The sequence below is a fragment of the Limnohabitans sp. DCL3 genome (assembly GCF_048019295.1).
In the GTDB taxonomy this organism is placed as follows: domain Bacteria; phylum Pseudomonadota; class Gammaproteobacteria; order Burkholderiales; family Burkholderiaceae_C; genus Limnohabitans_A.
Window position 1 is genome coordinate 3,105,024 of record NZ_CP171842.1, and the last position, 24,482, is coordinate 3,129,505.

The 24,482-nt window shown below is 59.7% G+C and carries 30 protein-coding genes; 13 read left to right on the plus strand and 17 right to left on the minus strand.

Annotated features, from left to right (window positions below):
* Positions 1-29: 29 nt before the first annotated feature.
* The 8 genes from fusA to ACHEXK_RS14265 all read right to left on the minus strand — a co-directional run bounded on the left by fusA (position 30) and on the right by ACHEXK_RS14265 (position 7,137).
* A complete protein-coding gene (gene fusA, locus ACHEXK_RS14230; RefSeq protein ID WP_416546940.1) occupies positions 30-2,132 on the minus strand; it encodes an elongation factor G in 2,103 nt (700 codons plus the stop codon).
* Between the two features lie 99 nt (positions 2,133-2,231).
* On the minus strand, positions 2,232-2,702 hold the full coding sequence (rpsG, locus tag ACHEXK_RS14235; protein ID WP_062406807.1) for a 30S ribosomal protein S7: 471 nt from the start codon (positions 2,700-2,702) through the stop codon (positions 2,232-2,234).
* A 165-nt stretch (positions 2,703-2,867) separates the two neighbouring features.
* Entirely contained in the window at positions 2,868-3,245 is a 378-nt protein-coding gene (gene rpsL / locus ACHEXK_RS14240) for a 30S ribosomal protein S12 (protein ID WP_011466063.1), read from the minus strand.
* A 137-nt stretch (positions 3,246-3,382) separates the two neighbouring features.
* Positions 3,383-4,540, minus strand: a complete 1,158-nt coding sequence (locus tag ACHEXK_RS14245) for a D-alanyl-D-alanine carboxypeptidase family protein (protein WP_416546941.1) — start codon at positions 4,538-4,540, stop codon at positions 3,383-3,385.
* 47 nt (positions 4,541-4,587) lie between these two features.
* Positions 4,588-5,214 carry an alpha/beta hydrolase gene (locus ACHEXK_RS14250; RefSeq protein ID WP_416546942.1) on the minus strand — a complete coding sequence of 209 codons (627 nt, stop codon included), beginning with the start codon at positions 5,212-5,214 and terminating at the stop codon, positions 4,588-4,590.
* The gene (locus ACHEXK_RS14255; RefSeq protein ID WP_416546943.1) at positions 5,214-5,558 is read right to left on the minus strand and encodes a (2Fe-2S) ferredoxin domain-containing protein; all 345 of its coding nucleotides are present in this window, start codon (positions 5,556-5,558) and stop codon (positions 5,214-5,216) included. The genes ACHEXK_RS14250 and ACHEXK_RS14255 overlap by 1 nt, the downstream gene beginning before the upstream one ends.
* Positions 5,559-5,583: 25 nt before the next feature.
* Positions 5,584-6,699 carry a VanZ family protein gene (locus ACHEXK_RS14260; protein ID WP_416546944.1) on the minus strand — a complete coding sequence of 372 codons (1,116 nt, stop codon included), beginning with the start codon at positions 6,697-6,699 and terminating at the stop codon, positions 5,584-5,586.
* Positions 6,700-6,708: 9 nt separating this feature from the next.
* Complete coding sequence (locus tag ACHEXK_RS14265; RefSeq protein WP_416546945.1) at positions 6,709-7,137, minus strand: CopD family protein; 429 nt, start codon at positions 7,135-7,137, stop codon at positions 6,709-6,711.
* A 19-nt stretch (positions 7,138-7,156) separates the two neighbouring features.
* Between ACHEXK_RS14265 and ACHEXK_RS14270 the strand changes: the two genes are divergently transcribed.
* The 3 genes from ACHEXK_RS14270 (at position 7,157) to ACHEXK_RS14280 (ending at position 9,595) form a co-directional block, all read left to right on the plus strand.
* The gene (locus ACHEXK_RS14270; protein WP_416546946.1) at positions 7,157-7,363 is read left to right on the plus strand and encodes a hypothetical protein; all 207 of its coding nucleotides are present in this window, start codon (positions 7,157-7,159) and stop codon (positions 7,361-7,363) included.
* Positions 7,364-7,436: 73 nt separating this feature from the next.
* Positions 7,437-8,441, plus strand: coding sequence for a porphobilinogen synthase (hemB, locus tag ACHEXK_RS14275; protein ID WP_416546947.1), 1,005 nt, complete (start codon positions 7,437-7,439; stop codon positions 8,439-8,441).
* 8 nt (positions 8,442-8,449) lie between these two features.
* On the plus strand, positions 8,450-9,595 hold the full coding sequence (locus ACHEXK_RS14280; protein ID WP_416546948.1) for a magnesium transporter CorA family protein: 1,146 nt from the start codon (positions 8,450-8,452) through the stop codon (positions 9,593-9,595).
* A 43-nt stretch (positions 9,596-9,638) separates the two neighbouring features.
* Here the strand turns inward: ACHEXK_RS14280 and ACHEXK_RS14285 are convergent, their stop codons facing one another.
* Positions 9,639-10,328 carry a dienelactone hydrolase family protein gene (locus tag ACHEXK_RS14285; protein ID WP_416546949.1) on the minus strand — a complete coding sequence of 230 codons (690 nt, stop codon included), beginning with the start codon at positions 10,326-10,328 and terminating at the stop codon, positions 9,639-9,641.
* A 27-nt stretch (positions 10,329-10,355) separates the two neighbouring features.
* The gene (locus tag ACHEXK_RS14290) at positions 10,356-10,958 is read right to left on the minus strand and encodes a 2-hydroxychromene-2-carboxylate isomerase (protein WP_416546950.1); all 603 of its coding nucleotides are present in this window, start codon (positions 10,956-10,958) and stop codon (positions 10,356-10,358) included.
* A 77-nt stretch (positions 10,959-11,035) separates the two neighbouring features.
* Here ACHEXK_RS14290 and ACHEXK_RS14295 point away from each other — a divergent pair, with 77 nt between their 5' ends.
* From ACHEXK_RS14295 to ACHEXK_RS14315, 5 genes are all read left to right on the plus strand, one after another.
* Entirely contained in the window at positions 11,036-11,782 is a 747-nt protein-coding gene (locus tag ACHEXK_RS14295) for an SDR family oxidoreductase (RefSeq protein ID WP_416546951.1), read from the plus strand.
* Positions 11,782-12,243, plus strand: coding sequence for a MaoC family dehydratase (locus ACHEXK_RS14300; protein ID WP_416546952.1), 462 nt, complete (start codon positions 11,782-11,784; stop codon positions 12,241-12,243). The genes ACHEXK_RS14295 and ACHEXK_RS14300 overlap by 1 nt, the downstream gene beginning before the upstream one ends.
* Before the next feature lie 29 nt (positions 12,244-12,272).
* A complete protein-coding gene (locus tag ACHEXK_RS14305; RefSeq protein WP_416546953.1) occupies positions 12,273-12,911 on the plus strand; it encodes a MarC family protein in 639 nt (212 codons plus the stop codon).
* 70 nt (positions 12,912-12,981) lie between these two features.
* Positions 12,982-13,848 carry a patatin-like phospholipase family protein gene (locus ACHEXK_RS14310; protein WP_416546954.1) on the plus strand — a complete coding sequence of 289 codons (867 nt, stop codon included), beginning with the start codon at positions 12,982-12,984 and terminating at the stop codon, positions 13,846-13,848.
* A 72-nt stretch (positions 13,849-13,920) separates the two neighbouring features.
* On the plus strand, positions 13,921-14,145 hold the full coding sequence (locus tag ACHEXK_RS14315) for a ribbon-helix-helix domain-containing protein (RefSeq protein ID WP_416546955.1): 225 nt from the start codon (positions 13,921-13,923) through the stop codon (positions 14,143-14,145).
* Positions 14,146-14,271: 126 nt separating this feature from the next.
* On the opposite strand, the gene ACHEXK_RS14320 is transcribed toward ACHEXK_RS14315, so the two are convergent.
* Positions 14,272-15,210: a LysR family transcriptional regulator gene (locus ACHEXK_RS14320; RefSeq protein WP_416548962.1), complete on the minus strand. Its 939-nt coding sequence runs from the start codon at positions 15,208-15,210 to the stop codon at positions 14,272-14,274.
* A gap of 141 nt (positions 15,211-15,351) precedes the next feature.
* Here ACHEXK_RS14320 and ACHEXK_RS14325 point away from each other — a divergent pair, with 141 nt between their 5' ends.
* Positions 15,352-16,863 carry a CoA-acylating methylmalonate-semialdehyde dehydrogenase gene (locus ACHEXK_RS14325; RefSeq protein ID WP_416546956.1) on the plus strand — a complete coding sequence of 504 codons (1,512 nt, stop codon included), beginning with the start codon at positions 15,352-15,354 and terminating at the stop codon, positions 16,861-16,863.
* Positions 16,864-17,226: 363 nt separating this feature from the next.
* A complete protein-coding gene (locus ACHEXK_RS14330; RefSeq protein ID WP_416546957.1) occupies positions 17,227-17,985 on the plus strand; it encodes a sulfite exporter TauE/SafE family protein in 759 nt (252 codons plus the stop codon).
* Positions 17,986-17,991: 6 nt separating this feature from the next.
* Here ACHEXK_RS14330 and ACHEXK_RS14335 read toward each other — a convergent pair whose 3' ends face one another.
* Complete coding sequence (locus ACHEXK_RS14335) at positions 17,992-18,915, minus strand: DMT family transporter (RefSeq protein ID WP_416546958.1); 924 nt, start codon at positions 18,913-18,915, stop codon at positions 17,992-17,994.
* Between the two features lie 55 nt (positions 18,916-18,970).
* Positions 18,971-20,065 carry an alanine racemase gene (gene alr, locus ACHEXK_RS14340; RefSeq protein WP_416546959.1) on the minus strand — a complete coding sequence of 365 codons (1,095 nt, stop codon included), beginning with the start codon at positions 20,063-20,065 and terminating at the stop codon, positions 18,971-18,973.
* Between the two features lie 192 nt (positions 20,066-20,257).
* Between alr and ACHEXK_RS14345 the strand changes: the two genes are divergently transcribed.
* The 3 genes from ACHEXK_RS14345 (at position 20,258) to ACHEXK_RS14355 (ending at position 22,354) form a co-directional block, all read left to right on the plus strand.
* Positions 20,258-20,893: a DedA family protein gene (locus ACHEXK_RS14345; protein WP_416546960.1), complete on the plus strand. Its 636-nt coding sequence runs from the start codon at positions 20,258-20,260 to the stop codon at positions 20,891-20,893.
* A gap of 11 nt (positions 20,894-20,904) precedes the next feature.
* The gene (locus ACHEXK_RS14350; RefSeq protein ID WP_416546961.1) at positions 20,905-21,801 is read left to right on the plus strand and encodes a DMT family transporter; all 897 of its coding nucleotides are present in this window, start codon (positions 20,905-20,907) and stop codon (positions 21,799-21,801) included.
* A gap of 70 nt (positions 21,802-21,871) precedes the next feature.
* Complete coding sequence (locus ACHEXK_RS14355) at positions 21,872-22,354, plus strand: glutathione peroxidase (RefSeq protein ID WP_416546962.1); 483 nt, start codon at positions 21,872-21,874, stop codon at positions 22,352-22,354.
* On the opposite strand, the gene ACHEXK_RS14360 is transcribed toward ACHEXK_RS14355, so the two are convergent.
* From ACHEXK_RS14360 to ACHEXK_RS14375, 4 genes are read right to left on the minus strand one after another with little or no spacing between them, the layout of a single operon-like run.
* On the minus strand, positions 22,355-22,825 hold the full coding sequence (locus ACHEXK_RS14360; protein WP_416546963.1) for an EVE domain-containing protein: 471 nt from the start codon (positions 22,823-22,825) through the stop codon (positions 22,355-22,357). It lies immediately after the preceding gene.
* Positions 22,822-23,283, minus strand: coding sequence for a GyrI-like domain-containing protein (locus tag ACHEXK_RS14365; protein ID WP_416546964.1), 462 nt, complete (start codon positions 23,281-23,283; stop codon positions 22,822-22,824). The genes ACHEXK_RS14360 and ACHEXK_RS14365 overlap by 4 nt, the downstream gene beginning before the upstream one ends.
* Positions 23,284-23,296: 13 nt before the next feature.
* Positions 23,297-24,001, minus strand: a complete 705-nt coding sequence (locus ACHEXK_RS14370) for a helix-turn-helix transcriptional regulator (RefSeq protein WP_416546965.1) — start codon at positions 23,999-24,001, stop codon at positions 23,297-23,299.
* Between the two features lie 38 nt (positions 24,002-24,039).
* Positions 24,040-24,417 carry a VOC family protein gene (locus ACHEXK_RS14375; RefSeq protein WP_416546966.1) on the minus strand — a complete coding sequence of 126 codons (378 nt, stop codon included), beginning with the start codon at positions 24,415-24,417 and terminating at the stop codon, positions 24,040-24,042.
* Between the last annotated feature and the right edge of the window lie 65 nt (positions 24,418-24,482).

Sequence of the window (24,482 nt, forward strand, 5' to 3'; positions counted from 1 at the left end):
AAGGCGAATGGGGTCCGGCACGCTTTTCTTTACTTAGCCCTCGAAGCCACAATGGCTTCGGCGACGTTACGTGGCGCTTCAGCGTAGTGCTTGAACTCCATCGTGTACGTTGCACGGCCTTGCGACATGGATCGCAGTGTGGTCGAGTAACCGAACATTTCGGACAAGGGCACTTCGGCCTTGATGGCCTTGCCACCACCGACCATGTCGTCCATGCCCTGGACCATGCCACGGCGTGAGGACAAGTCGCCCATCACGTTACCGGCGTAGTCTTCAGGGGTCTCGACTTCCACAGCCATCATGGGCTCCAGAATCACAGGCTGGGCTTTGCGGCAACCTTCTTTGAAACCAAAGATGGCAGCCATCTTGAAGGCCATTTCGTTCGAGTCCACGTCGTGGTACGAACCGAAGTGCAGTGTGACTTTGACGTCCACAACGGGGTAGCCCGCCAACACGCCTTGACCCAAAGCTTCGATCACGCCTTTTTCGACTGCAGGGATGTATTCGCGAGGAACCACACCGCCCTTGATGGCGTCCACAAACTCAAAGCCCTTGCCTGGCTCTTGAGGCTCAACCTTCAGAACCACGTGGCCGTACTGACCCTTACCACCGGACTGACGCACGAACTTGCCTTCGGCTTCGTCCACGGTCTTGCGGATGGTTTCGCGGTAAGCCACTTGAGGCTTGCCGACGTTGGCTTCCACACCGAATTCACGCTTCATGCGGTCCACGATGATTTCCAGGTGCAATTCGCCCTGACCACCAATGATGGTCTGACCCGACTCTTCGTCGGTTTGCACGCGGAAAGATGGATCTTCTGCAGCCAAGCGGGACAAAGCGATGCCCATTTTTTCCTGGTCAGCTTTGGTCTTGGGCTCAACAGCCTGACGGATCACGGAGTCAGGGAACACCATGCGCTCGAGTGTGATCACGGCGTTGGGGTCGCACAAAGTTTCGCCTGTGGTGACGTCTTTCAAGCCCACGCAAGCAGCGATGTCGCCCGCACGGATTTCATCGACTTCTTCACGGTTGTTGGCGTGCATCTGCACGATACGGCCGATGCGCTCTTTCTTGCCGCGCACCGCGTTGTACACGGTGTCGCCCTTTTTCAGAACGCCGGAATACACGCGCACGAAAGTCAACTGACCCACGAACGGATCGGTCATCAACTTGAATGCCAACGCAGAGAACTTCTCTTCATCGTCAGCCTTGCGTGTGATTTCTTGCTCTTCTTCGTCGTAACCCTTGATCGCTTTCACGTCCAATGGCGAAGGCATCAGTTCAAGCACAGCGTCCAGCATGCGCTGCACACCTTTGTTCTTGAACGCTGTACCGCACAACATCGGCTGGATTTCGCTGTTGATGGTGCGAACACGCAGACCGTGTGTGATCTCTTCTTCAGTCAAGTCACCTTCTTCGAGGTACTTGTTCATCAACTCTTCAGAGGCTTCTGCTGCAGCTTCCACCATCTTCTCGCGCCATTCCTTAGCGCTTTCGAGCAGTTCGGCAGGGATTTCTTCGAAGGTGAACTTCATGCCCTGGGAAGCTTCGTCCCAGATGATGGCCTTCATCTTGCGCAAGTCGACCACGCCAGTGAAGTTTTCTTCTGCGCCAATCGGGATCACGATCGGCACGGGGTTGGCCTTCAGGCGCAACTTCATTTGCTCCACAACTTTGAAGAAGTTGGCGCCGGTACGGTCCATCTTGTTCACAAAGGCCAAACGTGGCACTTTGTATTTGTTGGCTTGACGCCACACAGTTTCTGACTGGGGCTGCACGCCGCCCACAGCACAGTACACCATGCAAGCACCGTCCAAAACACGCATGGAACGCTCAACTTCGATGGTGAAGTCCACGTGGCCGGGGGTGTCGATGATGTTGATGCGGTGGTCTTCGAAAGAACCGTCCATGCCTTTCCAGAAGCAGGTGGTGGCAGCCGAGGTGATCGTGATGCCACGCTCTTGCTCTTGCTCCATCCAGTCCATGGTGGCAGCACCGTCGTGAACTTCACCAATTTTGTGGTTCACGCCGGTATAAAAAAGAATACGCTCAGTCGTTGTGGTCTTGCCTGCGTCAATGTGCGCCGAAATACCAATGTTGCGATAGCGCTCGATGGGGGTGGTGCGAGCCATTTATTTCTCCAATGATTAAATACCAAAGCCCGCCACCCCTTTTGGGGCCAGCGGGCCAGCTTCTGACAGTGTCGGGCTTCTTTGTGAAACCCTTGTGAATCAGAAGCGGAAGTGCGAGAACGCCTTGTTGGCTTCGGCCATGCGGTGAACTTCGTCACGCTTTTTCATGGCACCGCCACGGCCTTCGTTGGCCTCGAGCAATTCGTTGGCCAAACGCAGGGCCATGGACTTTTCACCGCGCTTGCGTGCGGCTTCCTTGATCCAGCGCATCGACAGCGCCAAGCGGCGAACAGGGCGCACTTCAACAGGCACCTGGTAGTTCGCACCACCCACGCGGCGGGATTTCACTTCCACCATGGGCTTGACGTTGTTGATGGCGATGGAGAACAGCTCGACAGGGTCTTTGCCTGTTTTCTTTTCCATGGTTTCCAAGGCACCGTAAATGATGCGCTCAGCAACCGCTTTTTTGCCGCCTTCCATGATCACGTTCATGAACTTGGACAACTCGACATTGCCGAACTTGGGATCCGGCAGGATTTCACGTTTAGGGACTTCGCGACGACGTGGCATATTTCACCTCATATTGCTTCAGTTGGCGCCTTTTCAGACACCGCGAGCGTTATTCAAAACCACTCACTTACTCGACCCACCTGGACAATTCCGGGCTTCGGGTCACTTCGCTGAATCACCGCGCCACGCGGGAAACAGCACCGAAAAATTTCAACCCGTGAGGGCTTACTTGGCCTTTGGCTTCTTCGCGCCGTACTTGGAGCGAGACTGCTTGCGGTCTTTCACGCCTTGCAGGTCCAAAGAACCGCGGACGATGTGGTAACGCACACCGGGCAAGTCTTTGACACGACCACCGCGCACCAGAACCACCGAGTGTTCTTGCAGGTTGTGGCCTTCACCGCCGATGTAAGAGATGACCTCAAAACCGTTGGTCAAGCGCACTTTGGCAACTTTACGCAAAGCGGAGTTAGGTTTTTTAGGCGTTGTGGTGTACACACGGGTGCAGACACCACGACGCTGTGGAGAGTTTTGCATCGCAGGGCTTTTGGACTTGATCGTTTCGACCTCGCGCCCCTGACGCACCAATTGATTGATGGTTGGCATTGTTTGTAACGTCCCTAAACGTTTGAATTTGACAAAAGAAACTTCTCCGCCCCAAAAGCGGAAAAGCCCGCCAGTATAACCGCCTGACGGGCCGAGAGCAAGTTATCCACAAATCGAGGGCTTGCACAGAGCTGGAATCATTTGATCCAGAGGCGCAGTGCATCCCAGGCACGGCCCAAAACGCCCGCCTGCTCAACGGGCTCAAGGGCCACCAAGGGCAGCTCCAACAACAGCTGCCCAGACCGCAAGACTTTCAAACTGCCCACCTTTTGGCCTTGGGCAAACGGGGCGACCAGGGGGTCCGGGCGCGCCACCTCGGTTTTGATCTGACCGGCCATGCCAGAAGGCACGGCCACCACCATGGGCTGAAACGAGCCCAGTTTCACGAGGGGTGTCTTGCCCTTCCAGACACTGGGGCTCAAAACGGGCTGGCCTGCATCAAACAACTTGACCGCGTCAAATGCGCTGTAACCCCAATTGAGCAACTTTTGGCTCTCATTGGCCCGGGCGTTTTCACTGTCCGCCCCCAACACCACCGACAACAAGCGACGGGCTCCCACATTCGGGAATTCCCTTTTGGCTGTGGCCACCAAGCAATAACCTGCCGCCTTGGTCTGGCCAGTGCCCAAGCCATCGACCGTGGCATCGCGAAACAACAGCAAGTTGCGGTTGCTGTCATTGGCCGCAGGCGAGCCTTCGAATCGGTATTTTTTGATCGCGAAATAGGGCAAATAATCTGGAAAATCCCGCATCAGACGGGTGGCCAAGATACCGAGGTCACGCGCAGTGGTGCGGTGACCCGCCTCGTTTGAGCCATCGGGGTTTCGGTAAGTGGTGTTTTTCATGCCCAAAACTTGGGACTGCTCATTCATCATCTGCACAAAGCGCTCGACACTGCCGCCCACGCCTTCGGCCAAGGCGACGGTCGCATCGTTGCCGGACTGAACGATCATCCCTTTGATCAAATCTTCAACCGGCACCCGCATTTTGGGATCAATGAACATGCGCGAGCCGGGCATCTTCCAAGCCCGATCCGACACAGGCAGCGCTTGCTTCAAGTCGATTTTTCGGGATTTGAGGGCATCAAACACCAAATAAGCGGTCATGAGCTTGGTCAAAGAAGCGGGCTCCACGGCCATGTCTGGGTCTTTGGCGGCCAGCACCTGATTGGCGGTGACATCGATCAGCAAATACCCTTTGGCCGCCACCTCTGGTGGCTGCGGCATTTGGGCCTGGACACTCCAAGAAAGCCATATCCAGATGACCGCGACAAGGTATTTCAAAATTGAGGGCATGGCGTATAAAAGGGCGTTGCGCGGTCCTTCAGAGGCCGCTGCGGAAATCAGGCTCGAAGATGGCGGGCGACCAAGCTTTTGAGAAGCGGCAATTGGCCGTGAAAGAAATGCTCGACACCGGGAATCACGGTCACAGGAAGGGACTGGGGCCGTGCCCAATCCATGACGCTGGCCAGCGGGACTGTGTCGTCTCGCTCACCATGCAACACCAATGTCCGGTCGTGCAGGTCCGGCTCGACAGGGGCGACTTCAAAACGCGAAGCCGCCGTGCCCACCAGCACCAGTCTATCCACACGGCGCTGCTGCGCCAGTGCCTTGGCCACATGGCTGGTGACAAATGCCCCAAAAGAGAAACCGGCCAAAGCCAATGGGCCTTGTGGCGCCACTTGCTCAACCAAGGCCAGCATGTCTTCAGCTTCGCCACGGCCTTCATCGTACGTGCCCGCACTGGACCCAACTCCCCGAAAATTAAAGCGCACGGCTTGCCAGCCGCACTGCACAAAAGCACGGGCCATGGTTTGCACGACTTTGTTTTGCATGGTGCCGCCAAACAAGGGGTGGGGGTGGGCGATCACCGCCGTGCCCACAAGAGCCATGCCGGAAGGTGTGTCGAGCAAAGCTTCCATGGCCCCGCTGTGGCCTTGGAGGGTCAAGGACTGGGTGGACGCGTTCATCAGCGCCCCAGATGCTCGGGCATGACCAAGCGCTCCACCACCCGGCCATTCTTTAAATGGGACTCCACAATTTCATCGATGTCGGTTTTGTCCACATAGGAATACCAAACGCCTTCCGGGTAAACAAGCGCTACCGGCCCGCCAGAACAACGGTCCAAGCAACCGGCCTTGTTGACGCGGACCGCGCCAGGGCCGGCCAAACCTAAAGCCTTCACTTGGGATTTGCAGTGGTCAAAGGCCTCTTGAGCGCCTTGCTGAGCACAGCAAGCCTCATTGTTCTTGCGCTCGTTCAAGCAAAAAAAGATATGCCGCTTGAAGTAGGGATGGGTGTTTTGAATGGTCATGGCCAAATTTTAGGTGGAGGTGCCATCATGTCGGCGCCGGTGGGGCACTGGAAGACAGGCGGCTGACCAAATAGAACAACAAAGCATAAGGCCACAACCAGCCCAACCACTGGCTCAGGCCATGAAAACGGATGAAGCGGCCTTGCTCCCATGTTTGCAAAGTCAGGGCGAAGTAGGCGTCCGCCGACGCATTGTTGAGCAAGCTGAGTTGCCAGACCAAGGCGGCCAAGGCCAACACCCAGCACACCCGAGCGGTGCAAAAGGACAAGGCCACCATCCCCAGCGCAGCGACGGCCAAACCCGCCCAGACTTCGGAGGTGACCCAGTCCCAGGTGTGGGCCGGACCATAGGTGAGGGCTGCCGACAACGCACTGGCTCCAAACCCAACCAGCACCGACAACGCAGCCACCACCAGGCGCTGGCGCCAAAGTCGCAACACACCGAAAGCCAACAAGCAGGGCAGCAACAAGCCAATGGCCACGCACAAAATTTCACTGATGGGCAGCAAAGGCTGCAGCTCTATTTCGCGCAACGGAAACCACTCAAGCAAAGCCGAGTCTTCCAGCACATGGGCCAGGAAAGTTTCTAGGCGCTCCAGCACCTGCCCCAAACCAAACGTCACCGGCGCAGGGAACAACAAAGCCAGCGGCCAAACAGCCCACAAAGCCAAAGCACCACTCGAATCGGGCAAGAACCACCGATCACGAAAACGGCTCCACCGGTCCATCCACCCCGCCCAGGCCAAGGTTCGCGCCATCGCGGCCCCAAGCAATGCCCCTGAGATGTTCAGCGCAGCATCCAGGTTGGAGGGTACGCGCACAGGCAAAAACATTTGGATGGCCTCCAAAGTCAAGGACAAAGCGCCTGCAGACGACACCGCCAAGATAACGGCGGGCCATCCACGCCGGGTGCGGTGCAATGCCAAGACCAGCAAAAATCCCAATGGCGCGTACCCCAACACATTGGAGAGCACATCGAAGCCCGTCCAATACCGGGGCAAAGGAGCGCTCAGGTAGGCCCACGGTGCAATGCCTTGGATTCGCCATTGCTCAAACGGGTACAAACTGGCGTACACAATCAGGATGGCGTACACCCACACCAGTGGCCAAGCCGCCGTTTTGCGCTGAGGGTCGATGCGCATGCCCGTGCCTTAAAACGGCTTGACCACCACCAAAATGACCGCCGCAAACATCATCAGCACCGGTGCTTCATTGAACCAACGGAACCAGACGTGGTTGCGCTGCATTTGGCCGCTCTCGAATTTGCGCAACAACACGCCACAACTGTGGTGGTAGCCCAGCAAGGCCACCACGATCAGCAGTTTGGCATGCATCCAGCCTTGGCCCGAGCCCTTGCCAATGCCGTAATAGAGCCAAAGCCAAAGACCCAGCGCCAAAGCGGGTACCGCCAAAATGGTCATAAAACGGTAAAGCTTGCGAGACATCAAGAGCAAACGCGCCCGCTCCGCGACAGAACCGGGCTCCACCATCGCCAAATTGACAAAAATTCGAGGCAGGTAAAACAGGCCCGCAAACCAGCTGGCGATGAACACAATGTGAAGGGCTTTGATCCAGAGCATGGCTCAAGTGTAGTCAGAGATGGCCAATGTCGCCGATGGGCAGATCAGGCAAAAAAAACCCCGGCCAGAGGCCGGGGGTGAGAAGCCTGTCGGCGTGAGCGTCCAGGCCCCGCTCAGGGAGGAAAAGCGGGAGGCAGCAAGCTGCCCAACACCAATTTATCAAATAACAAAAATACAAACAAGTTTAAATTTGATTTTTGTGATGTTTTTGTTGTTTAACAACTGACCACAAGATGGCTCAAGCACTGACAGACACCCCCAGCTTGGGCTTGGCGCCGACTTCAGGCACAATTTTCATCATGAATCCCGTCGCCCCCTTCCCCACCAGTCGCCCACGCCGCTTGCGCCGTGATGAATTTACCCGCAACTTGGTGCGCGAACACCAGGTCACACCACACGACCTGATTTACCCGGTGTTTGTGCTGGACGGACAGAACCAGCGCCAGCAGGTCGGCTCCATGCCCGGCGTGGAGCGTCTGAGCTTGGACCTGCTGCTGCCCGTGGCGGAAGACTGCGTGAAACTGGGCATCCCGGTGATGGCGCTGTTCCCGGTCATCGACGCCAGCCTCAAGGACCCCACAGGCAGCGAAGCCATGAACCCCCATGGCCTGGTGCCGCGCGTGGTGCGCGAACTGAAAAAACGCTTTCCCGAGCTGGGCGTGATGACCGATGTGGCGCTGGACCCTTTCACCAGCCACGGCCAGGACGGCCTGCTGGACGAGACGGGCTACATCTTGAACGACGAAACCACTGCCGTGCTGGTGCAGCAAGCGCTGACGCAAGCCGAAGCCGGTGTGGACATGGTGGCGCCCAGTGACATGATGGACGGACGCATCGGCGCGATCCGCCAGGCGCTCGAAGCGCGAGGCCTGATCCACACCCGCATCATGGCCTACAGCGCCAAGTACGCCAGCGCCTTTTACGGCCCCTTCCGCGACGCGGTGGGTTCGGCCGGCAACTTGGGCAAGAGCAACAAAAAGGTCTACCAGATGGACCCCGGCAACAGCGACGAAGCCCTGCGTGAAGTCGCCATGGACTTGGCTGAAGGGGCCGACATGGTGATGGTCAAGCCCGGAATGCCTTACTTGGACATCGTGCGCCGTGTCAAAGACGAGTTCAAAGTGCCCACCTTCGCCTACCAAGTGTCTGGCGAATACGCCATGCTCAAGGCGGCGGCGCAAAACGGCTGGCTGGACCACGACCTGGTCATGATGGAAAGCCTGCTGGCCTTCAAGCGGGCCGGTGCCGATGGCGTGTTGACCTACTTTGCCCGCGACGCGGCACGGTTGATTCGCCAGGCGTGATCGCCGGTATGCGGATCTTCAGTGTCTCGGGTGCAGAGGTTCACGCCGAATCCGATTGGCCCGAGCGCCTACCTGAACATGGCTATGTCTGGATCGCTTGCACGCGCGAGCAGTTTCAATCCGACTTGTCGGCCATTCAAAGCCAGCTGGAAAGGCTGACAGGGCAAAGCTTGGTAGATCTGCACGTTTCAGACCTGCTGAACGCCCAATTGCCCTCGCGCTTTGATTACAGCTCGCACTACGACCTGGTGGTGTTTCGGCGACTGGCCCACCGTCAGGACACGGCCAGCCCGACGGATGCGCACACGCCAAGTCGTCCCAGCAAGCGCACGGGCCCACCCGTTCTGCACCGCATCGACACCAGCCCAGTAGGTTTTGGGGTGTTTGACCGGGTGCTCTTGAGTGTCCACCCCACGGACTGTGCGGTACGAGACGCCTATGCGCAACGCTTGTTGGCCAGCAGCGCGTTGAGCAGGTCAGCATCGGCCACAGTCCACGAAGCCACCGACCCCCGCTCGACGGGTGCGCGGGGCGTACCCAGCAGCTCGGCCGACATGATGCTGCGCATCGTCAGCCAGATGGTAGACAGCTACCTCGACTTGCGCCGCGAAATCAGCCGCCAGCTGGACCATTGGCAAGCCGAGTTGCTCAACCCACGCACCCGCTTCAACCGATGGGACGCCCTGCTCCAGGCGCGGCTGGCGCTGCACCAACTGGAATCATTGTGTGACGACCAGCGCACGGCCTTGCAAGGCTGGACAGAGTCGCTGGAGACTTGGGGACTGGGGCCCGACAGCAACGCCGAACGAGAACACGAGCTGCTGAAAATCCGCAGCCGCGATGTGCTCGAACACATCGACCGGGTGGTGCAACATGTACGTCGCCTCGAGCACAACACCGAAACCGCAGTGCAAATGCACTTCAATGTGCAAGGCAACCGCACCAACGACATCATGCGCACGCTGACGGCACTGACAGCGATTTTTTTACCGCTGAACCTGATCGCGGCTGTGTTTGGCATGAACTTCGAATTCATGCCATGGCTGCACACGGCCACCGGATTTTGGTGGACGCTGGGTGGCATGGTCACGATTGCCACCACCATGGGCTTGGTGTTCTGGCGCAAACGCTACCTCGCCAGAACAGGCAACTAGAGGCTTCGCCGCCGCCCCGCGGGCGGGGGTTCCCCCTCGAAAATCAGGCCAGGTGCTTGGCAAAAAACGCCAGCGTTCTCTGCCGCGCCAATTGCGCTGAAGGCGCATGCCAGGCGCCGCGCTGGTCACAGTTGAACCCATGGTGGGCCGCGTAGGTGTGGACTTCGACTTCCGGCTGCGCCTTCTTGAAAGCCTCTACCGTGTCCAAAGGAATCCATTTGTCTTCGTTGGCAAAGTGCGCCAACACGGGCACTTGGGGATGGCGCGCCATTTCGGCCTCGGTCGTCACACCGCCTCCGTAATAAGGTGCGGCCGCACTCAGGCCCTTCAAGGTGCAGGCGGCACGCCAGGTCAGCAGTCCGCCCCAGCAATAACCCACGATACCGACCTTGCCACCGGACACCTTGGCCACATGGTCAATCGCAGCCTGGATGTCTTGCATCACGCCTGGGGCTGGCAAGGCCTCCACAGCCGTCTTGTAGGCAAATCCTTCGCCCATATCGGCCTCGGCGTAAGCCAATTCGACCCCGGGCTTGACCCGGTGAAAGGCTGCAGGGGCCACAGCGACGTAGCCCTCGGCGGCATAACCATCGGCCACATGGCGGATGTGGCTGTTGACGCCAAAAATCTCCTGAATCACCACCACGGCACCTTGGGGCGTGCCGGAGGGACGCGCCTCATAGGCAGGCACCCAAGTGCCGTCAGCGGCTTGCAGCTCCATCATCTTTCCCATGTTCAGTCCTTACTTGGTTTGAATGCGTCAACGGGCCAATGCGCGCTCAACAAAGTCAAGCCGGTCCTGGCCCCAAAAAATTTCACCATCGATCACATAACTGGGTGCACCAAACACACCCGCGTCGATGGCAGCTTGGGTATGACTCTCATAACGCTCTTGCACGGCTTGGCTGTGCGAGCGCTCCAGCCAATCTGGTGGCAATCCTTGCTCGGCCAATAACGCTGCCAAGACTTTTTCGTCGGCAATGTTGCGCTCTTGCGCCCAGCAAGCGCCCAAAATGGCACCAGCCACCCTCATCGCAGATGCCGCCCCTTGCGCCAGATCGGCCGCGATGATGAGGCGCGCCGCATCGTCACCGCCGACAGGAAAGTACTTGGGCTTGAGGTTCAAAGGCGCATTCAGGTGGGCACTGAAACGCTGCAACTCCACCAATCGGTAAGCCTGGCGCTGCGGTGCGCGCTGCCCCAAGGGCAAGCCGCCCGAAATCGGGAACACCTTGCCCCCTAAATCGATGGGCATGACGCGCACTGTGGCTGAGGTGCGCTGCACGATCTCGACCAAACGCTGGTGGCCCAGATAAGCCCAAGGGCTTTGCGGGGCAAAGTAATAGTCCACTGTGCGACCCATGCTGTCTCCTGGTGTGTTGTGTAATCTTCGAAGCGACGGTTTTAACCGCAAGCGAACATTTTTGCAGGAGACACGCGATGAACAAGGTCTTGTTGGTGACCGGCGGCAGCCGGGGCATCGGAGCCGCCACCGCCTTGTTGGCGGCACAAAACGGTTGGTCAGTCGCGGTGAATTACACCGCCAACTCATTGGCCGCCGACGAAGTGGTGCGCCAAATCCGCGCCGCAGGCGGCCAAGCCATGTCGGTGCAAGCCGATGTGGCCGATGAAGCGCAGGTGCTGCGCATGTTCAACCACATCGACGCCAAATTCGGCCGCCTGACCGGGCTGGTCAACAACGCTGGGGTGGTGGATGTCACCGCCCGTGTGGACGAGATGAGCGTGGCCCGATGGAAACGCATGTTCGACATCAACGTGATCGGCAGCCTGATCTGCGCCCGTGAAGCCGTGCGCCGCATGAGCACCCAACACGGCGGCGAAGGCGGCAGCATCGTGAACGTGTCCAGCGCGGCCGCCAGATTAGGTGCCCCTGGACAGTATGTGGACTATGCCGCCGCCAAAGGCGCCATCGACGCCTTCACCATCGGACTGGCCAAAGAAGTGGCTGCCGAAGGCATCCGCGTGAACGCCGTACGCCCGGGCCTGATCGAGACCGAAATCCATGCCTCGGGTGGTCTGCCCAACCGCGTGAAAGACCTTCAACACCTGGTGCCCGCCCAGCGCGGTGGCACCGCCGAAGAAGTGGCCCAGGGCATTGTTTGGCTGCTCTCGGAAAGCGCCAGCTACACCACCATGAGTTTTCTCGATATTTCGGGAGGCCGTTGATGGCTGAATTCAAGTATTACTGGGAAGACTTCTCCCCTGGCGAAGTGCGCGACTTGGGCACCATCTCGCCCACCCGCGAAGAAATCATTGCCTTCGCCACACAGTTTGACCCGCAGCCCTTTCATCTGAACGACGAAGCGGCCAAGGCTTCCGTGTTTGGGGCCCTGTCGGCCAGTGGCTGGCACACCTGTTCGATGGCCATGCGACTGATGGTGACCAACTTTTTGTGTCAGACCTCCAGCCTCGGCTCGCCAGGCTTGGAAAACATCAAATGGCTCAAACCGGTTTATCCAGGCGACACACTGCGTCTGCAAAGCACCATGCTTGAGACCAAACCCATGGGCAAGCGCCCGGATGTGGGCATGACGCGCAACCTTTGGGAAATGTTCAACCAGCATGGCGACAAGGTGCTGCACATGGAAGGCTGGGGCATGTTCAGAAGGCGAACGCCAGCGGCCTGAGCAAGCGCCCAAAGGGGCACAATGGCGCGATGGACTTCAAACCGCTCATCACCCTGCTGGCCATCGTCAACCCCTTGGCCATCGTCCCGTTTTTCATCCACTACACCCAAGGCTTCAGCGCGGCCCAGCGTAAAAAAACCATTTGGGTGTCGTCCTTCTCTGCCTTTGTCGTGATCGCCGCCAGCGCTTTGCTGGGCCTGCAGATCCTGGAGTTTTTTGGCATCTCGCTGGCCAGCTTTCAGGTCGGCGGCGGCATGCTGCTGCTGACAGCGGCCTTGTCGATGCTGAACGCCCAGCCCGCTGAAGCCCGCGCCAGTGTCGACGAAGTGCACGACGCCGAAGCCAAAGCCGCCATGGGCGCCAGCATCGCTGTGGTGCCGCTGACCATCCCCCTGCTGACCGGCCCAGCCACCATGTCCACCGTGGTGATTTACGCCGAAAAAGCCAAGAACTTCGCCCAGCTGGGCACCTTGGTCGGCTACGGCGTGGTCATTGCCCTGGCGACCGCCCTGTGTTTTTCACTGGCCACCCCGATTGCCCGCATCCTGGGCAAAACCGGCATCAACGTCATGACCCGCCTCATGGGTTTGATCTTGGCCGCGCTGGCGGTCGAAGTCATGGCCGATGGCCTGACCAAGCTGTTTCCGGTGCTGGCTCGGGGGCTCTAAATGGATGCAAGCCTTGTCAAGCAGATCAAATCGAGGGGCCAAAAGATAACTTATTGACTCAAAAATCAGCATGGTCCCACTGAATCTTTCCGGATTTCGAACACTGGTCTTTGCGGGCGGCGGCAACCGCTGCTGGTGGCAGGCCGGGCTTGTAGCGCACTTGCAAACACACGGCTTGCAACTGCCTGGCCAAATGGTTGGCACCAGCGCAGGAGCCGCCATCGCGGCATCGCTTCTGACAGGGAGCACGATGACCGCGCTTAAGGCGTGTCAACAGCTGTATGCAACCAACGCCCATCTGTTTGACTGGCGCGGACTGCGACGGCTGAAATTCAATTTCGCTCACCAAACTGTTTATCCCGCGTGGCTCAATGCTTTTGTCTGCGAGGACAACTTCAAAACGCTTCAGACAACGCCCATTCAGCTGCTTGTGGCGGTGACCCGGCCCGCGAGGGCACTGGGTCTCATGGGCAGTGTTGCCGCTGGTACGGTGGCGTACTTGGTAGACAAAAAACTGTTTCACCACATCCACCCGGCTTTGCCGCGCTTTTTGGGGCTGCGACAAGCATTCTTTGCATTGCGCGACTGCGCCACCGTGCAAGATGCACAAGCCACTTTGCGAGCCGCTGCGGCAGCGCCGCCCTTTATGTCCGGTGTTCACATTCAAGGCCAATGGGCTTTAGACGGGGGCTATACCGACAACGCCCCCATTCCTGCACAAACCCCGGAACAAAAAGCATCCACGCTGGTCTTGTTGACCCGCCACTACCCCAACAAACCCGCTTTGTTGGAGGCTGATGGTCGAACTTACTGGCAACCCAGCCGAAAAGTTCCCGTATCCACGTGGGACTGCCGTCCGAGCACGACAGTATCTGATGCGTTTGAACTGGGACGAGAAGACGCACGGCTGGCTTTGGCAAAAGGTTCAGTCCGCTAGATACTGCACGCCAATATCACGCTGACCCTTTTGAAAACAAGCTTTTCTTGCCAATTTCACTATCCTGAGTGGATGAGCACCATGAACATTTCCTTGCCCGAAACCTTGAAAACTTTTGTGGATACGCAGGTCAGCCAGCGCGGCTACGGCACCAGCAGCGAATATGTGCGGGAGCTGATTCGTAAGGATCAGGATCGGCTGCAATTGCGTGAAAAACTCTTGGCCGGGGCTGGTTCCGCCCCGACCATGCCGGTCGATGCGGCCTACTTTGACCGTCTGCGTGAACAGGTTCGTTAGCCCTCGCACGGCATAACCCCCCCGTGAAATCCAAACCGGTCGTTCCCCGTGAACAGGCCCTCAGGGATGTGGAGCTGGCTTGCGGAGGCGTCTGACTGACGCCATGACCTCCAACGCATCATCGCCTCAGACCCCAAAACCCCCAGCCAGTCCTGCACGCAAACAAGCCACCAGCGCCTCCACGGCGCGGGGCACATGGGGCGCATACGGCCGGATCGCATAAATGGTTTCAGCAAAGGCGCCCACAGGTTTCCAGTCTGGCAACACCCTCACCAGCTGGCCTTTGCGCAGTTCGGCCTGGGCGCTGAAGTCGGGCATCAGGGCAATGCCTGCGCCCGTGATTGCGGCTTCGCGCAGGGCTTCGCTGTTGTTGGCGGCAAAGTTGCCCGATACGGGCACCGTGATGCGTTCGCCTGCTGCTGAGGGTCCACGCCGCTCAAAGGTCCACGCGGGCGTGTCTTGTGAGCGGGGGTAATGCAAGCAGTTGTGGGCTTGCAGCTCGGCCGGGTTTTGCGGTTCGCCAAATTGACCGATGTAAGCGCGGGTGGCCACCAGCACCGATTCGGTGGCGCACAGCGCCCAGGCCACATGGGTGTCGGGCGGGCGGGCGGTGTGGCGAATCGCCAAGTCATAGCCTTCTGTGGCCAAGGCGCTCAGGCGGTCCGACATGTCCAGCTCGATGCGCACCTCCGGAAAATCTTGCAGATAAGCGGCGAACAAGGGCACGAGTTGCTGGCGGGCCAGCGCCACGGGCGCGGTCACACGCAGCAAGCCACTGGGCTGTTCGGCCAAATCACGCACCTGGGCAAAGCTTTGCGCGATCTGCTCGAACGAAGCCCGGGTGTCATCCACCAGCCTTTGGCCCGCCTCGGTCAGGCGCAAGCTGCGGGTGGTGCGCTGCACCAGGGTGACCTTGGCCGCACGCTCGAGCTCGGCGATGCGCTGGCTCATGGCGGCCTTGCTCACGCCCAAACGGGCCGCCGCCGCCGTGTAGCTGCCCTGCTGCGCGAGCACGCTGAGCCAGTGCAGGTGCGTCCACAGGGTGTTGATTTTTTGCTCTTCCATCTGCACATTGTTCACCATTTTGAACAATTAATTCAGATTTGCGGCATTGCAGGGGGTGGCGGGGGTGCCTAAACTGCGCAGGTTGTTCCCAAATCCTTCGCGCGCAGGGGCGCGCTCCCACATTCACAACGAAAGTCCCAGATGAGCATTTCCCACATCGGTCATTACATGGGCGGCCAAGTGGCCGCAGGCACTTCGGGCCGCAGCCAGCCTGTGACCAACCCTGCCACCGGTGCCGTGACCGGCAGCGTGGCCTTGGCCAACAGCGCCGAGGTGGCCAAGGCCGTGGCCGCTGCGCAAGCTGCTTTCCCTGCCTGGGCTGACACCCCCCCTTTGCGCCGCGCCCGGGTGATGTTCAAGTTCCTCGAACTGCTGAACACCCACAAAGACGAGTTGGCCCACATGATCACCGCCGAGCACGGCAAGGTGTTCACCGACGCACAGGGCGAAGTGAGCCGCGGCATCGACATTGTGGAATTTGCCACCGGCATCCCGCAACTGCTCAAGGGTGACTTCACCGACCAGGTCTCCACCGGCATCGACAACTGGACCCTGCGCCAGCCCTTGGGCGTGGTGGCGGGTATCACGCCGTTTAACTTCCCCGTCATGGTGCCCATGTGGATGTTCCCCGTGGCGATTGCGGCCGGCAACACCTTCATCTTGAAACCCAGCCCGACCGACCCCACGCCCTCGCTGTTCATGGCCGACTTGCTCAAAAAAGCCGGCCTGCCCGATGGCGTGTTCAACGTGGTGCAAGGCGACAAGGAAGCCGTGGACGCGCTGCTGGAGCACCCCGATGTGAAAGCCATCAGCTTTGTCGGCTCCACCCCGATTGCCAACTACATCTACGAAACCGGCGCGCACCACGGCAAGCGCGTGCAGGCCCTGGGCGGCGCGAAGAACCACTTGGTGGTCATGCCCGACGCCGACATCGACCAGACCGTGGACGCGCTGATCGGCGCAGGTTACGGCTCGGCCGGCGAGCGCTGCATGGCGATTTCAGTCGCCGTGCTGGTGGGCGATGTGGCCGACAAGATCTTGCCCAAGCTGATCGAGCGCACCCAAGCGCTGCAAGTGCTCAACGGCGAAAACCTGGCCGCGGAGATGGGCCCCATCGTCACCGATGCGGCGCGTCAGCGCATCAAGGGCTACATCGATGCGGGCGTGGCCGAAGGCGCCAAGCTCTTGGTGGACGGCCGCGTGTTTGACGGTGCCCAAGCCGGTGCCGGTTGCGACAACGGTTTTTGGCTGGGCGGCACTTTGTTTGACCACGTGACCACCGACATGAAGATCTACAAAGAAGAAATCTTTGGCCCAGTGCTGTCGTGCGTGCGCGTGCCCGACTTTGCCACCGCCGTGCAAATCATCAACGACCACGAATTCGGCAACGGCGTGAGCTGCTTCACCCGCGATGGCAACGTGGCGCGTGAATTTGCGCGCCGCATCCAGGTGGGCATGGTCGGCATCAACGTGCCGATCCCCGTGCCCATGGCCTGGCATGGCTTTGGTGGCTGGAAGCGCAGCCTGTTTGGCGACATGCACGCCTACGGCGAAGAAGGCGTGCGCTTCTATACCAAGCAAAAGTCCATCATGCAGCGCTGGCCCGAGAGCATTGGCAAGGGTGCTGAGTTTGTGATGCCAACGGCCAAATAAACGGCGTGGACCCCTGCGGCGCTTCAGCGCCTGTTGGGTCAAGCACCCGCAGCCCTCCCCAAAAACCCATTTACCCCCCCTTGGCGCGCCGATTGCGCCTTCATCAGGGCAGGGATTTCCCCCGAATCGGGAAATCCCTGAGTTCCAGTGTGCGTCTGGTCACTTACATTTCATGCACTCGATGCAAAGCAGTATCTGCATCCCGAGGGCCGAGGAGACACTCAAGCCTAAAAACTCGAAAAGCATCGAACATCCGAACGAGATGTCATTTTTCTAAGCGTCGCGCAAGCGGCGCTTTTTTTTGCCCGTTTCACAGCATCCACGAGACAGGGGCTGTCTCCACGGGGTGCCACAATCCCCCGCATGGAATTACTGATTGTTTCGCTGGCTTCGCTGCTCGCCGGGCTGATTGACGCCATCGTCGGCGGCGGTGGCCTGATCTTGCTGCCCGCCCTGTTCGCCACCTTTCCCGGTGCAGCACCCGCCACTTTGTTTGGCACCAACAAAAGCGCATCGATCTGGGGCACCGCTTTTGCCACGGTTCAATACAGCCGCAAAGTGGTCATGCCTTGGCGCTCACTGCTCCCCGCTGCGGGTGCGGGCTTGCTTGGCTCTCTCGCAGGCGCTTGGGTGGTCACGCAAGTCGATCCCACCTTGTTTCGCAAAGCGCTGCCACTGCTGCTGGCGGTGCTGCTGGTCTATACCGTGGCCAAAAAAGACCTGGGCCGCTGCCATGCCCCCCGTTTTGCAGGTGCCCAAGAGGCCTGGATGGCCGCTGGCATTGGCTTGGTGATCGGGTTTTACGACGGCTTCTTCGGGCCAGGCACGGGCAGTTTTTTGGTTTTTGCTTATGTGCGGTTGATGGGCTATGACTTCTTGAACGCTTCGGCCTCGGCCAAACTGGTCAATGTGGCCACCAATTTTTCAGCGCTGATGCTGTTTGCCATCCAAGGCCATGTCTGGTGGCATTTGGCTTTGGCCATGGCGGTGTCCAACGTGGTGGGCAGCTTGATCGGCACCCGATTGGCCCTGAAACACGGCTCGGGCTTTGTGCGCTACGTGTTCATCTTGGTGGTGTTGGCCCTGATTTGCAAAACGGCCTACGACACCTGGCTGCGTTGAGGTCCATCAACGCAAGCGCCACTTGATTTGCCCGGCGTACTGCGCCAGCGCCACACCCAACAAGGTGACGCCTGCGCCCGCGATCTTGATCCAGGTGTAGTGCTCACCCGACAAGGCCCAGGCAAACAGCCCCGCCATGGGTGGCATCAAATACATCAAAGGGGCGGTGCGGGCCACGCCGCGCACGTTGTTGATCCAGCCCCAAGCCAGCCATCCAATGAAGGCCGAAACCAGGATCGACCAGAACAAGCCCAGCCAAGCCCAAACATCCAGCGCGGCCCAGTTGGCCGCCATGCCAGCGGGGACCGACATGAGCATCACTGGCAAACCGCCGAGCAATGTGGCGTAACCCATGGTCAGCACCGGGCCATGCTTTTGCATCACCGGTTTGACCGCCACGGTGTAATACGAGAAGAACCCAGCCGCCACCAACAGCACCAGATCCCCACCCCCTGCGCGCCAGTTGCCGCCGAGCAACTTGTCAGACAAGAACATCAACACCCCGCAAAAGGCCAACGACACCCCGGCAATTTGCGGCCAACTGAGCCGCTCCAGGCCCTGCTTGTGCAAGATCAGCAACGTGAAAATAGGCCCGCAAGCCAAGATGACCGAGCTGGAAAAAGCGGTGGACCAGTGGATGCCATAGGTGACCAGGCCCACATGCAATGAATGCCCGATGAAACCCAGCCAAGCCATGTGCATCCAGTCTTGGCGCGGCAAAGGCGGTAGCCAAAGGCCAAAGCGCCAGCGCATCAACAAAAGCGCACAGGTGGGCATCAGCAGATACCTCGCCCACAAAAACCCGCCAGGCGTGATCAGGTCAAACAGGTACTTTTGCAGTGTGAAGTTACCGCCCCAGATGACCACCAACACCAAAGCAATGAGCAAAGCACGCTGGTCGTGGCGGTGTAAGGGGGCGCTGTGGGGCATGGGCTTGATTGTGGCTCCACATGGCGCTCGGCCATGTCTCCGGCGCAGCAAATGGTCAGTCTTGCACCACCGGCACGCGCGGCGCCAGCGCACACATGAGCTCATAGCCCACGGTGTCCGCCGCCTGCGCCACCTCGTCGATAGCGAGCACGGCGCCTTGGGCCGACTGACCCCAGAGCGTGACCGTGCTGCCCACACCCGCCTGCGGAAACGGACTCAGGTCCACCGTCAGCATGTCCATGCTCACTCGGCCCACGGTACGACCGCGCTCGCCATTCACCAGCACGGGGGTGCCCGTCGGGCAAATGCGCGGGTAACCGTCGGCATAGCCGCAGGCCACCACGCCAATGCGCATGGCTTGCTCGGCCACAAAGCTGGAGCCATAGCCCACACTGTCGCCAGCCTGCAAATGCTGCACCGCAATGATCTGTGCATTCAAGCTCATGGCAGGCTGCAGGCCCCAGTGCGCTGCGCTGTGTTCGGGAAAGTCGGGCGAACTGCCATACACGGCAATGCCAGGGCGAATCCAGTCGGCCTTGACGGCTGCATCCTGGCCGTGACGCAAGCTTGCAGCACTGTTGCTCACCGTTCGTTCGCCGGGTAAGTCGCGCGTGGCTTCTTCAAAGCGGGCCATTTGCTGGGCAATGCCTTTGGGGCCATCGGCATCGCTGAAGTGGGTCATGAGTGAGATTTCATCCACCTGGGGCAGGGCATTGAGCCGTGTCCAAGCCGAGCGAAAGCGATGCGGTGCAAAGCCCAGCCGGTTCATGCCCGAGTTCATTTTGAGGAAGACCCGGTGCGGCTCGTGCGTTTTGTGCAGCGCCAGCATGTCAATTTGCTCGTCGCAATGCACCGTGTGCCACAAGTGCAGGCGCGAGCACAGCTCCAGATCACGCGCCTCAAAAGCGCCTTCGAGGAGCAAGATGGGGCCGCGCCAGCCCAAAGCGCGAACCCGCTCGGCCTCGGCCAAGTCCAAGAGGGCAAATCCGTCGGCGCCGCGCAAGCCCTCAAAGACCCGCTCGATGCCATGCCCATAGGCATTGGCCTTGACCACGGCCCAGGCCTGCGCGTCAGGCGCAGCCTGCCGAGCGCAGCTGAGGTTGTGGCGCAGGGCGGCGGTGTGGATCGTGGCTTGAATGGGACGGGGCATAGAGTTTCGGCGCGAAATGTGCGAATCAAGTATGCCAGCTTCAGGGGGCCTCCAAGTGCGGGCCATGGGCCCTTTCAACACCGCCATGCCCGACTCCGGGAGGGGTTTGTAAATGATTTACACTGACCCGCTGCCTGTTAACCCCGCGCATTCCGCCTGAGCTGTTCAGGCGCTGGCTGAACCTTGTAATCCATGGAAGTTTTTCAGTTTTTGATGCCCATCTTCACCGAATACGGCTATTTGGCTGTGTTCGTGATGTTGTTGATTTGCGGCTTTGGCGTTCCTGTGCCTGAAGACGTGACCCTGGTCACGGGCGGCGTCATCGCGGGCTTGGGCCATGCCGATGTGAACACCATGTTTGCCGTGGGCATGGCGGGCGTGATGGTCGGTGATGGCCTGATGTTCACCCTGGGCCGCTTGTATGGCCAACGCATCTCCCAATTGCCCGGCTTTCGCAAAATTCTGACCCCCGAACGCTTTGCCAGCGCCCAGGATGCGTTCCAAAAATACGGCAAATGGGTCATGTTTGTGGCCCGCTTTTTGCCCGGCTTGCGCACCCCAGTCTTCTTTTCGGCGGGCATGAGCCAACGTGTGAGCTTTGCCACTTGGTTTTTCATGGACGGCTTTGCCGCCCTGATCAGCGTGCCGATCTGGGTGTACCTGGGTTACTTTGGCGCCCAAAACTGGGACTGGATGTTCGGTGTGCTGCGCCAGTTCCAGCATGGCATTTTTGCTCTGCTGGGCATCGGCGTCGCCTGGTTGGCTTGGCGCTGGTGGCGCAAGCGTCAGGCCACGTTGGCCGGCAAAGCCTCTGGCGACACGCCCTGAGCTGCCCACGGATGGGCCACATCTCTCCCAAAAGTCTGGCGGTTGCCGGGCTCTTGTTCAACGCTTTTGTCTGGGGGGTGTGCTGGTGGCCCTTCAAACAACTCGAAAGCCTAGGCTTGCACCCACTGTGGGCCACAGCGTTGGTCTATGCCTTTGTTTTCGTGTCCATCGCCCTGTGGCTGTGGCGCACCGGACAACTGCTGAGCTGGCGCAGCCACCCCGGATTGTGGCTCTTGCTGCTGGCCTCGGGCCTGACCAATGTGGGCTTCAACTGGGCTGTCACGGTGGGCGATGTGGTGCGCGTGGTGCTGCTGTTTTATCTGATGCCCGCCTGGTCCGTGCTGGTGGCTTGGTGGTTGCTGGGTGAAAAACCAACCCCTATGGCTTTGCTGCGTTTGGTGCTGGCGCTGGGCGGTTTGTTCATCGTGCTCAAAACCCCCGAAACGCCCTGGCCCGTGCCCGAAAGCCTGGCCGATGGGTTGGCCCTGATGGGCGGCCTGACGTTTGCCATCACCAACGCCTTGCTGCTCAAGCTCAAGGACACCCCCAGCTCGTCGCGCACTCTGGCCATGTTTGGTGGCGGCGCGGTCATGGCCACGTTGGCGGCCGTTGTCGGTTTGACCACGGGCGTGGTGGCCATCGGCGCGGCCCCGACTTGGACTTGGTTACCGCTTGTGGCCCTGCTGGGCCTTTCGTTTTTGTTGGGCAATTTGGCGCTGCAATACGGCGCTGCACGCTTGGCCGCCCACACCACGGCACTGGTCATGCTGTCCGAAGTGCTGTTTGCCAGTGTGTCTTCCGTGTTGCTGGGCGCCTCCAGCTGGGACAGCCGCACCCTGATGGGTGGGAGCTTGATTTTGCTGGCCGCATTGCTGTCCATCGTCGGGCCTGGCCACAAGGCCAAGTGAAACGGTGTGCACGGCCATGGGCTGTCACTGGCATGATGCCCATCTGTTCTCATAAACCGGAAAGCACCCCATGAGCCTGTACAACTTCGAAGCCCAAAGCATCGACCACCAAACCGTGCCCCTGTCGCGCTACAAGGGTCAGGTGATGCTGATCGTCAACACCGCCAGCGCGTGTGGTTTCACGCCCCAGTTCACCGGGCTGGAAAAACTGCACAAAACCTACGCTGACCAAGGCTTGGCGGTCATCGGCTTTCCCTGCAACCAATTCGCCAGCCAGGACCCGGGCGACGACGCACAGATTGCCAACTTCTGCCAGAAGAACTATGGCGTGAGCTTTCAAATGATGAGCAAGGTCAAGGTCAACGGCGACGAAGCGCACCCGCTGTACCAATGGCTCACTGCCGAGGCCCCGGGCATTTTGGGCAGCAAAGGCATCAAATGGAACTTCACCAAGTTTTTGGTGGGGCGTGATGGGCGCGTGATCAAACGCTACGCGCCGCAAGACTCGCCAGAAAAAATCGCCAAAGACATTGAGGCGGCGCTGGCGGCTTGATCAAAACAGCGCAGCCTGAATCGGCAACACCCGTTCAGGCATCTTTCCGCAGCCCATCTCCTCGGCGATTCTGAAAAAATCTGCTTCGCTGATCTTGATCTGACCAAACCGGAATACAGCCCCCCAATGGGTTTTGTCGGAGATGAATTCCAACTTCGCGATCAACTGCTTGATGGGCACTGGCTGCGCAAGCTGGTAATCCACGTCGATGCGCCAAGGCACAAACCCCGACACGCCGTCGGGCGCCATGTCGTATTCATACACCTCTCCCGATCGAATGAACCCTAAGGCCGTGAACGCTTGCAAAGGCGCACCGTCGGGATATGTCTCACGCGGCGAGTAATAAATCAGGCCATCGCCCGCCTTCATCCGCTTGAGCGGAGCCTCCTTGCCGTGGCTCATCTGCGCAAAGCCACCAGCCACCCCTCGCAACACATGCGAGCGGCTGACCACACCGATCCAGTAGTTCATGATGGCCGCACACCGATGAAAATTTCTGTCAGCCCATCAGGTGCGTAACACTCAAAGTCTGTGGTGTAGGTCCGTTGGTGCGGGCACAAAGGGTCGGCAAAGTAGCGCCAGATCCGCGCCCAGGCATCCACCACCGCTTGGGGCATGGCCCCAGGCGCGTCAAACACCAAATACGACCCGGGGGCGATGTCAATTCGGGTCAAGGCGAGTGAATCACCTGCGGCGAGGGGCAAGGCATCGGAGCCCGCCAGCACATCAAAGGCCCCCAAAGCATCCGACTCATAGCCGTGATAAATGCCATACACCCGCGTGCCCTGTGCCAGATGTGGCGCGATCTGCGCGGCAAAGTCGGCCCACAGTCGGCCTATTCGCGCCGTAGCGGCCTGCATCTCGTCGGCGTTTCGGGTGCGCACCGACAGGCCCCACACAGCCCGCGTTTCGATCTCTGCGATTTTCATGAAAATGTCCTCTTCATCGACCCTCGGCCAAAACCTGCGGGTCCACGCCTTGTCGGCGCAAAAAGTCAATCAAGCGCTGCCCATCGGACAGCTTGAAAGTTTCAGCCAGCCCAGTCATCGACTGGATGCGGTCGAGCCGGAAACTGCGAAAGTCCTGACGCTTTTCGCACCAAGCCACCAGTGTCCAGACCGCGCCCCAGAAAAAACTGCCCAGCGGCCACACCGTGCGCTCGCTGGTGCGGGCTTGCGCATCGCTGTACACCAGCGCCAACTTGTGCAGCCCTTGCGTGGCTTCGCGCCACAACTGCAAGTGCGGCTGCTGCTCAGCCGTTAAGCCCCAAGGCGGCGAATACACCGGCGTGTGCTGCGCCGCATGGCGCTGGTCTGCGGGCAGCACACTGAGCACCCGCGACAAAGCCGATTCGCTCGCTCGGGCCAGCGCTGGGTCCAGCCACTGCTGCGCCACCCGTGTCATCACCACCAAAGCCTGCGCTTCTTGCGGGGTGAAGATCAGCGGCGGCAAGTCAAAGCCCTCACCTAGGCGATAACCCACCCCCGCTTCACCCTCGATGGGCACGCCCTGGTATTGCAGGTCGGCCACATCGCGGTAGACCGTGCGCTCAGACACTTCCAAACGCTGCGCCAGCCAACGGGCCGTGGTCAGGCGGCGGCCCCGGATGAGTTGAACAATCTGGAAAAGGCGGTCAGCGCGGCGCATGGGATAAACAGTTGGGTGGACAGATCAAACGCAAATTGTCAGGCGTAAGCGTGCAAGCCGACCCGGTTGCCATCCACATCGCGCATGTGCGCCATGAAGCCCAGCCCGTCGGGCAAAACCACCCGGCCCATGGCCACCTGCCCGCCTGCGGCCACCACGCGCTGCAAGGCGGCATCCAGCGATGCCCCAGCATGCAAATACACCAGCGTGCCGCAAGCGCCCACCTGCAAAGCCGGGTGCCCCGACATCAATGCGCCTTTGACCGCATCACCCTCCCCCGCAAACACCGCCATCTGCATGCCCGGTCCCGCGTAGCTTTCGCGCTGCAAAGTCGTTTGCAGCACAGCCTCGTAAAACGCCTGGGCACGCGGCATGTCGCTCACCGGAATCTCAAACCAGTCGATCACTTTTTGCATTTTTGTCTTTCTCCCTGAAGGTGCACAGACCGTCTGTGCACTGGGAGAACTTTGCCTGAGGGGTA

Coding starts and splice junctions, on each gene's coding strand:
- fusA (WP_416546940.1), bottom strand. CDS start 2,132: ATGGCTCGCACCACCCCCATCGAGCGCTATCGCAACATTGGTATTTCG.
- rpsG (WP_062406807.1), bottom strand. CDS start 2,702: ATGCCACGTCGTCGCGAAGTCCCTAAACGTGAAATCCTGCCGGATCCC.
- rpsL (WP_011466063.1), bottom strand. CDS start 3,245: ATGCCAACCATCAATCAATTGGTGCGTCAGGGGCGCGAGGTCGAAACG.
- ACHEXK_RS14245 (WP_416546941.1), bottom strand. CDS start 4,540: ATGCCCTCAATTTTGAAATACCTTGTCGCGGTCATCTGGATATGGCTT.
- ACHEXK_RS14250 (WP_416546942.1), bottom strand. CDS start 5,214: ATGAACGCGTCCACCCAGTCCTTGACCCTCCAAGGCCACAGCGGGGCC.
- ACHEXK_RS14255 (WP_416546943.1), bottom strand. CDS start 5,558: ATGACCATTCAAAACACCCATCCCTACTTCAAGCGGCATATCTTTTTT.
- ACHEXK_RS14260 (WP_416546944.1), bottom strand. CDS start 6,699: ATGCGCATCGACCCTCAGCGCAAAACGGCGGCTTGGCCACTGGTGTGG.
- ACHEXK_RS14265 (WP_416546945.1), bottom strand. CDS start 7,137: ATGCTCTGGATCAAAGCCCTTCACATTGTGTTCATCGCCAGCTGGTTT.
- ACHEXK_RS14270 (WP_416546946.1), top strand. CDS start 7,157: ATGGCCAATGTCGCCGATGGGCAGATCAGGCAAAAAAAACCCCGGCCA.
- hemB (WP_416546947.1), top strand. CDS start 7,437: ATGAATCCCGTCGCCCCCTTCCCCACCAGTCGCCCACGCCGCTTGCGC.
- ACHEXK_RS14280 (WP_416546948.1), top strand. CDS start 8,450: ATGCGGATCTTCAGTGTCTCGGGTGCAGAGGTTCACGCCGAATCCGAT.
- ACHEXK_RS14285 (WP_416546949.1), bottom strand. CDS start 10,328: ATGGGAAAGATGATGGAGCTGCAAGCCGCTGACGGCACTTGGGTGCCT.
- ACHEXK_RS14290 (WP_416546950.1), bottom strand. CDS start 10,958: ATGGGTCGCACAGTGGACTATTACTTTGCCCCGCAAAGCCCTTGGGCT.
- ACHEXK_RS14295 (WP_416546951.1), top strand. CDS start 11,036: ATGAACAAGGTCTTGTTGGTGACCGGCGGCAGCCGGGGCATCGGAGCC.
- ACHEXK_RS14300 (WP_416546952.1), top strand. CDS start 11,782: ATGGCTGAATTCAAGTATTACTGGGAAGACTTCTCCCCTGGCGAAGTG.
- ACHEXK_RS14305 (WP_416546953.1), top strand. CDS start 12,273: ATGGACTTCAAACCGCTCATCACCCTGCTGGCCATCGTCAACCCCTTG.
- ACHEXK_RS14310 (WP_416546954.1), top strand. CDS start 12,982: ATGGTCCCACTGAATCTTTCCGGATTTCGAACACTGGTCTTTGCGGGC.
- ACHEXK_RS14315 (WP_416546955.1), top strand. CDS start 13,921: ATGAGCACCATGAACATTTCCTTGCCCGAAACCTTGAAAACTTTTGTG.
- ACHEXK_RS14320 (WP_416548962.1), bottom strand. CDS start 15,210: ATGGAAGAGCAAAAAATCAACACCCTGTGGACGCACCTGCACTGGCTC.
- ACHEXK_RS14325 (WP_416546956.1), top strand. CDS start 15,352: ATGAGCATTTCCCACATCGGTCATTACATGGGCGGCCAAGTGGCCGCA.
- ACHEXK_RS14330 (WP_416546957.1), top strand. CDS start 17,227: ATGGAATTACTGATTGTTTCGCTGGCTTCGCTGCTCGCCGGGCTGATT.
- ACHEXK_RS14335 (WP_416546958.1), bottom strand. CDS start 18,915: ATGCCCCACAGCGCCCCCTTACACCGCCACGACCAGCGTGCTTTGCTC.
- alr (WP_416546959.1), bottom strand. CDS start 20,065: ATGCCCCGTCCCATTCAAGCCACGATCCACACCGCCGCCCTGCGCCAC.
- ACHEXK_RS14345 (WP_416546960.1), top strand. CDS start 20,258: ATGGAAGTTTTTCAGTTTTTGATGCCCATCTTCACCGAATACGGCTAT.
- ACHEXK_RS14350 (WP_416546961.1), top strand. CDS start 20,905: ATGGGCCACATCTCTCCCAAAAGTCTGGCGGTTGCCGGGCTCTTGTTC.
- ACHEXK_RS14355 (WP_416546962.1), top strand. CDS start 21,872: ATGAGCCTGTACAACTTCGAAGCCCAAAGCATCGACCACCAAACCGTG.
- ACHEXK_RS14360 (WP_416546963.1), bottom strand. CDS start 22,825: ATGAACTACTGGATCGGTGTGGTCAGCCGCTCGCATGTGTTGCGAGGG.
- ACHEXK_RS14365 (WP_416546964.1), bottom strand. CDS start 23,283: ATGAAAATCGCAGAGATCGAAACGCGGGCTGTGTGGGGCCTGTCGGTG.
- ACHEXK_RS14370 (WP_416546965.1), bottom strand. CDS start 24,001: ATGCGCCGCGCTGACCGCCTTTTCCAGATTGTTCAACTCATCCGGGGC.
- ACHEXK_RS14375 (WP_416546966.1), bottom strand. CDS start 24,417: ATGCAAAAAGTGATCGACTGGTTTGAGATTCCGGTGAGCGACATGCCG.